The sequence below is a fragment of the Streptomyces sp. NPDC051172 genome, from assembly GCF_040682555.1.
In the GTDB taxonomy this organism is placed as follows: Bacteria; Actinomycetota; Actinomycetes; order Streptomycetales; family Streptomycetaceae; genus Streptomyces.
Genome location: NZ_JBFBBE010000226.1, coordinates 1 through 6,877, shown reverse-complemented (window position 1 = coordinate 6,877; position 6,877 = coordinate 1). Strand labels below are relative to the sequence as shown.

Sequence of the window (6,877 nt, the reverse complement as noted above, 5' to 3'; positions counted from 1 at the left end):
CACCCCCACGACCCGCCGCCGGGCCACATGGGCTTCCTCTTGGGCACCGGCGGGGTTCCGCGGCGTTCCGTCGCCGCGGAACCCGGCCTGTGCAGGGAGAGGAAGGGGCGTCATGTCGCGCATTCACATACCGGTGGACGAACTCGCCGACACCATGGCCGCGCTGCAGGACATCCGCGAACGGATCGACAAGACAGCGAAGTTGAGCAATGTCGGTTCGGACGACGATGTGGGCGACCACGGTTTGATCTCGGCCGTCAACGGCTTCGACGACGCATGGTCGGCCGGCCACGAACGGGTCCAGGAGAACGTGGACACGTTCAAACAGGCCGCGCAGGGCATCGTCGACAACTTCACCGACACGGACAACGAAGCTGCAAAGGCGTTGGATGAACCTGCTTGAGGCACAGGACGGGGACAGGCCGCCGCGGCTGCTGCCCTCTGATGAGCGGCCGTCGGGCGCTCCGGCGCGCTACACGCTGAAATACCCGTCCAGTTGGGCGCACCTCGACCTCGACCCGAACACCAGGGATGTGGCGATCCGGCGCCGGATCGAGGAGCAGGCGAAAGGTGTGGAGGTCGAGCGCGAGCGAGTGGACGCCCTGATCCGGGACACCCGCAAGAGCGCACGCGAAGCCTATGCCCAGGGCGCCCTGCAGGTCGGCTACCTGCTCGGGTTCCTCCCGGACGGCAGCACGCTGAACGCCACGGCGATGGTGCTGCGGACCCGGATCCCCGAGGGTGAGCCGACCGATCTGCCGCAGATGATGCTCGCCGCGGGCGTGCAGAACAGCCGGACCTCGGTCGGGCGGGGTACCGACCTGAACCGCGTGGAGATCATGGAGCTGCCCGAGGTGGGCAGCGTGGGGCGGATGACCTCGCTCGAGGACTTCGACTACTTCGGTCAGGCCACCATCCGCACTGCCGTGCACCAGGTGGTGATCCCCGTGCCGTCGAGCCGGGACCTGATGATCCTCGCCAGTACGACGCCCAACATCAGCCTGGCGGAGAAGTTCTTCGAGGTGTTCGACGCCGTCGCCGGGACCTTCCGGTTCCACGACTCCGAGGACCCTCCGCAGGACGTCGTCGCCGGCGCCGAGAACGGGAAGTGAGGGCGGGACATGGCACGGCCACCGCTGGCCGACTGGGAATCGGTGTTCGGCTTCTCGTCGGACCCGACACCCGGCGACCCCGAGATTCTTGAACGACTCGCCTCGGAGTACCGGTCCATCTCCAACGACGCCCAGTCCGCCCACTCCGTCGTCGCCCGGCTGGACTCCGACGAACTCGGCGAGGGCAAGTCCATGGAGGCGCTGCGGACACAGCTCAAGGAACTGCCCACCCAGGTCGGCAAGCTCCAGTCGTCCTACGAGGCGGCCGCCGACGCGATTGCGAAGTACGCCACCGGCCTCCGGGAGAGCCAGGACCAGGCGGACCGGGCGCTGGAAAGGGGCCGCGAGGCGAAACAACGGCTGGACTCGGCCATCGAGGTGGCGTCCGCGGCAAGCGCCCACGTGAAAAGCCTCGACAGCGCTCAGCCCCCGCCCCCCGACGACGAGGCGGCCCGGAGCAACGCCCGGCGTGCCATGGCTGACGCGAAGGAGGCGGAATCCTCGGCCGCGCAGTCCGTCGAGTCGGCTCAGGCGGAGCTGGAGGCCGCCCGGCTGCTGGCCGTCGACGCGCAGGAACTGCGCACTTCCGACGCGGGTGTGGCCAAGCGCCAACTGGAGGAGGCCCAGGGCGAGGCGGTCAAGGGGAAGAGCTTCTGGGACAAGATCGGGGACATCCTGAACCAGGTCTTCTCCATCATCGGAACCGTTCTCGGTGTCATCGCCATGTTCGTCGCCGGCCCCATCGGCGTCGCTCTCACCATCGGCGCTCTGGTCTTCGGAGCCGCTTCGCTGGGCCTCACCATCGCGAAGGGGGCCGATACCGGGCACTGGGACATCGTGGGCATCGTCCTGGGAGTGGTGGGACTCGCCGCGGGCGGGATCGGCGTCCTCGCCGGCAAGGGCATCGGCGCCCTGGGCAAGGTCGGCCTGGGGCAGTGGATCAAGAACCTCTTCAAGAAGTGGTATCCGTCGGAGGTCTTCACGGAGGCACCGTGGATCGAGATGCTTCCCGGAGGGGGCTGGGCGTCCCACATCCCGCCCACCGTTGTGGTCGGTGGCCGGCCGCCGCTGTCGCTGATCGACGGCATCCTGGACGGGCTGGGACTCGTCACCGGCATCGGCGGCCTCATCTACGGGCCCATCGAGTTCACCGGGAACGCGCCGGGCGGGTCCGTGGACGCCTGAGGCACCGTCCACGACTGAGGGCTCCCGCCGGTGTTCAACGGCGGGAGCCCTCGGTCCGGGTGGACGACCGGTCAGTCCCCGGCCGCCGGGAGCACCGTCTCCGGGACCTGGACGGTGCGCAGCACGCCGTCGCCCAGGTGCAGGATCGCCCGGCCCGGGCGGGTCGCGCCCAGGCGGCTGCGGGGCACCTTGACGCCGATGAGTTCGCCGTCGCTCATGTTCTGCGGCTTCAGCAGCAGTCCGCACCGGTGGCGGCGGGCCTCGGTGTGCCAGCCGGAGAACCCGGAGGAGAGCCGGTCGGTCTGCCCGGCGATCACCAGGCCCCGGCGGGTCTCGGTACCGGACTTGGCGATCCGGGTGAGGACGGCCTCGGCCTTCGTCTTCAGCAGCAGGTCGCCGTCGTCCAGGAGCACCACGGCCCCCCGCCTGGAGGACTCCAGCGCCTCCTCCAGCGCGATGGGGTCGATGTCGGACTCGTCGAACACCGCGAGGACCCCGGGCCGCCCGGCGAGGCGGCGCAGCGGCGACCTGGCGGGCGCACCGACGACGACGGGCATCCCGACCGACAGCAGCGAGAGGGCCAGCGTCGCCAGGACGGTGCTGCGGCCCGAGCGGGCGGGGCCGGCGACGAGGAAGGTCGGCGTGAGGCCGAAGTCCGGTCCGTACGCGGTGAGTTCGTCGCCGCCGACCCCGGCCAGGGCCCAGCGCGCGGACGTCAGCGGCTGCGGCACGTACCGGACCGCCTCCTCCCAGGTGAGCCGGTCCGGCAGGGTGTCGACGCGGAACGGCCGGGTGGCGGCGGGCAGCTGGGCCGCATCCCGGCGGCACTGCTCGGCGATCTTCTGGAGCGCCACGGCCTGCGCCTGGCCGCCCGGGTCGTCCGTGAGGAGTGCGATCTGCGCCTCGGCCTTGTCGGCGGCGCGGAAGGCGCGGCCCGGCGGGATCTCGTCGGGCACGTTCCGCTGGGTGATCCCGATCATGGCGTACTCGGACTTCTCGTTCAGCTTCAGCACGAGCTTGTCCTCGGTGGAGCCGTTGACCCGGCTCGAGAACAGCGCCCGGTCGCCGGTCACGACCAGGTGGATGCCGACGCTCCCGCCGTCCCGGAGCAGGGTCAGTACGGCGTTCAGCAGGTTTCCGGCGTCGTACTCACCGAGCTGCTTGTCGAAGACCTCCCAGCGGTCGATGAAGAGCACGATGTGCGGCGGCCGTTCGTCCTGCGGCAGGCTGCGGCGCAGCTCCGGCAGGTCGGCACTGCCGTGGGCGGCGAGCAGCTCCTGGCGCCGGGCGAGCTCCGCCGTCAGCCGGGCGAGCAGCCGGGCCACCCGGTCGGGCTGGGTGCGCTGGGTGACGGCGCCGCAGTGCGGCAGCCCCTCCATCGCCAGCAGGGCGCCGTTGCCGCAGTCGATGCCGTACATGTGCAGCCGGTCCGCGGAGTGGGCCTGGGCCAGGGTGCCGGCGATCGTGCGCAGCGTCTGCGACCTGCCCTGCCGGGGCGAGCCGATGATGTGCAGGTGGCCGAGCGTCGCGAGGTCGACCACCAGGGGGAGCCGGGCCTGTTGGGCGGGCAGGTCCACCACGCCGTACGCGACGGGCGCGAGGTCGTAGTCGGAGGGCGGGGCCGGCGGCAGGTCGCCGGTGACCAGCTGCTCGGGCAGGGGCGGCAGCCAGGGGCTGTGCTGTGCGGGGATGCCCAGCTCCCGGTCGGCCTCGCGGATCGCCGTGACGAGTCCCGTGAGGTCGGTCTCCACTTCGGCGGGGGCGGCCGCGGCGCGGGGCCGCGGCGGGAGCGGTTCGCCGAGCCGCTCCCAGCCGACCACCACCGCCCAGGGGGCGGGCAGCGAGCTCGCCGTGGCGCCGGGCCGACGGCCGCCGACCCGTCCGGACTGGAACGGCACGAGGGAGTTCTGGCCCAGGCGCACATAGGCGCGGCCGGGTGTGCTCTGCGAGATCGACGCGGCCTCGGGGGAGTTGAGGACGTCCTGGCTCTCGCCGGCGTCCGTCACCCGGAGCGCGATGCGCAGGTTGGTGTTGGCGCGGATCTCCGAGGAGACGACCCCGCTGGGGCGCTGCGTCGCCAGGATCAGATGGATGCCGAGGCTGCGGCCCCGCTGCGCGATGTTGACCAGGCCCTTCACGAAGTCCGGCAGGTCACGCACCATCGAGGCGAACTCGTCGATGACGATGAGCAGCCGGGGCATCGGTGTGCGGCCGGCCGGGTTGCGCTCCAGCAGCTCGACGTAGTCCTCGATGTCCTTGGCACCGGCCTCGGCGAGGACGTGCTCGCGCCGGGTGAGTTCCGCCGTGAGCGACACCAGGGCCCGCTCGACCAGGTGGGCGTCGAGGTCGGTGACCATGCCGACGGTGTGCGGCAGGTCCACGCAGTCCTTGAACGCGGAGCCGCCCTTGTAGTCGACGAGGACGAACGTCATCGCGTCCGGACGGTTCGCCACCGCGAGCGAGGCGACCAGCGTCTGGAGGAGTTCGGACTTGCCGGATCCGGTGGTCCCGGCGACCAGCGCGTGCGGGCCGTCGCGCCGCAGGTCCAGGAAGAACGGGCCGTCCAGGGAGACGCCGACGGCCGCCCGGGTCGAGCGGCCCCCTGCCGCCCAGCGCGCCTTGATACCGGCGGCCTGCGGCGGGTCGAGGGCGAGCACGTCGAGCAGCCGCGCGGCACCGGGGAGCACCGCGGCCTCCTCGTCGTCCCCGCCCGGGTCCCGCAGCGGGCCCATCGCCCGGGCCAGCGAACGGCACCAGTCCAGGGACACCCCGTCGGGCCGGATCCCGCCGACGGTGCCCTTCCCCGAGCGCCCCACCCGCACGGTCCCGCCGGGCTCCTCGACGACCACGGCGTGGCACTCCTCGGGCAGCAGCCGCTCCTCGGCGTCCAGGCAGATCGCGCGCACGCCGACGGCCGGTCCGTCGCGCAGGATCTGCGCCACGCCGGGCAGCGAACGCAGCCTGCGGGCCCCGTCGAGTACGACGAGCACATCGGGTCCGCCGGGCCGGCCGCGGCGGTCCTCCCCGCCGGCGCGCTCGGCGATCAGCGCGGCCAGTTCGGCGACCCGCCGGGCGCAGCTCTCCGTGCCGTAGCCGATGCTGGCCGGGATGTCGCCGGACTTCTTGCGCACGTGCGGCAGCCAGCGCAGCCAGGACCAGGCGTCCCGGCCCGGGCCGCCGGTCGTCAGCAAGTGGATCTGGAGGTCACGGGGGCTGTGCAGGACGGCGGCCTGGGCGACCGCCCACCGTGCCACGGCGCGCGCGGCCGGGCCCTCGCCGGCGATTCCCAGGACGTCGTGCTCGCGCAGCGGAACGGTCACCGGGACGTCGTACGCGGTCCACGGGTCCTGGCGGCGGTGTTCGTCCTTGGTCGGGTCCTGGAGCACCACGTCGGAGGGCAGGTCGGCGGTCCCGATGCGCAGTTCCAGGAAGTCGGCGTCCGTGGTGCGGCGTTCCCACAGGCGGCGCCGGGGGCCGACGGCGGTCAGGACGACCTCTGCCGGGTCCGGGAAACCGCGGCGCCGGGCGGTCCGTTCTGCCGCCAGGGCCTGCTTCGCGTCGTCCTCGATACGTGCCTTCTTCTCCTTGTAGGCGGCGACCGCATCCGCGTGGGACTGGCGTCCGCTGCGCCGGTTCACCAGGTAGTTGCCGAGGATCGCGACCGGGGAGAGCAGCCCGAACAGCAGCATCGACATACGGCCGAAGACCAGCGCGCCCGCCCCCGCCATCACCAGCGGCGCGGCCGCGGTGATCCACGGCATCGGGCGCGCTGCGGGCGTCGCGGGCGGGGAGGGCAGGACGAAGCGGGTGGCGTTCACCGGCGGCCGCAGCCGCGGCGGCCTGTTGTAGTCCTGGCCCGTGCCGTCCTCCGACGGCTGCACGGCCGCGTCCGGCCGCTTGGGCAGGGCGAGTTCGAGCAGGCTGCCGCCGACGAGGAGCTGTTCGCCGACCGCCCAGGCGGTGGGCTCGGCGAGGTCCTCGCGGTCCAGTTGCAGGGGGCCGCCGTCCGCGGACTCGTCGGGTGTCACCCGGCAGCGCCCGCCGGGTCCCACCGTCAGGACGGCGAACGGACGGTCCGGTACGGTGCCCAGCACCTGGGCGGTCCCGTCGTGCGCCAGCCCGATCCGGTACTCGCCGATGCCGAGCCTGCGCACCGCGCCCGCCCCGATCCCGCCGACCGCACGGACCTCCACCAGCCCGTCCGGTTCGGCCGACGAGGCACCCGCCGGGCGGCCCAGGCCGACGACGGCCGCATGGTGCAGCGGCGCGTCACGCAGCGTCAGGTCCGCGGGCAGCAGCCGGTCGCCGGCGTACAGGCCGAGGCCCTCCGGGGGCCGGTGGACGCCGCCCGCCTCGGCCAGCGCCGCCGCGACGGCGCTCAGGGGCGTGTCGGGGTCGGCGTCGAGGTGGACGTCGAACGCGTCACCGTCCCCCTCCACCACGGTCAACATCAACGACACGGAACGTCCTCCAGCCTGCGTGAACGGGGGCCGCGGGAGTGGGGCCAGTCGGCTCCCGGGCCACTGATAGGGCCTACGGGGCCGGCCCGCGGATGGTTCACGAACGGGTGGTGAACCATC

The 6,877-nt window shown here is 72.8% G+C and carries 4 protein-coding genes; 3 read left to right on the top strand and 1 reads right to left on the bottom strand.

The features are described 5' to 3' along the window. The first annotated feature begins 112 nt into the window (after window positions 1-112). The 3 genes from AB0N07_RS49150 to AB0N07_RS49140 are packed head-to-tail and all read left to right on the top strand — an operon-like array spanning window position 113 to window position 2,297. Entirely contained in the window at window positions 113-403 is a 291-nt protein-coding gene (locus AB0N07_RS49150) for a hypothetical protein (RefSeq protein WP_365847251.1), read from the top strand. Next, the gene (locus AB0N07_RS49145; protein WP_365847249.1) at window positions 390-1,112 is read left to right on the top strand and encodes a hypothetical protein; all 723 of its coding nucleotides are present in this window, start codon (window positions 390-392) and stop codon (window positions 1,110-1,112) included. Before AB0N07_RS49150 ends, AB0N07_RS49145 begins: the two co-directional genes overlap by 14 nt. A gap of 9 nt (window positions 1,113-1,121) precedes the next feature. Then, window positions 1,122-2,297 (top strand): putative T7SS-secreted protein, encoded by a 1,176-nt coding sequence (locus AB0N07_RS49140; protein WP_365847247.1) that lies wholly within the window; start codon window positions 1,122-1,124, stop codon window positions 2,295-2,297. A gap of 71 nt (window positions 2,298-2,368) precedes the next feature. Here AB0N07_RS49140 and AB0N07_RS49135 read toward each other — a convergent pair whose 3' ends face one another. After that, entirely contained in the window at window positions 2,369-6,748 is a 4,380-nt protein-coding gene (locus AB0N07_RS49135) for an FtsK/SpoIIIE domain-containing protein (protein ID WP_365847253.1), read from the bottom strand. Window positions 6,749-6,877 lie beyond the last annotated feature (129 nt).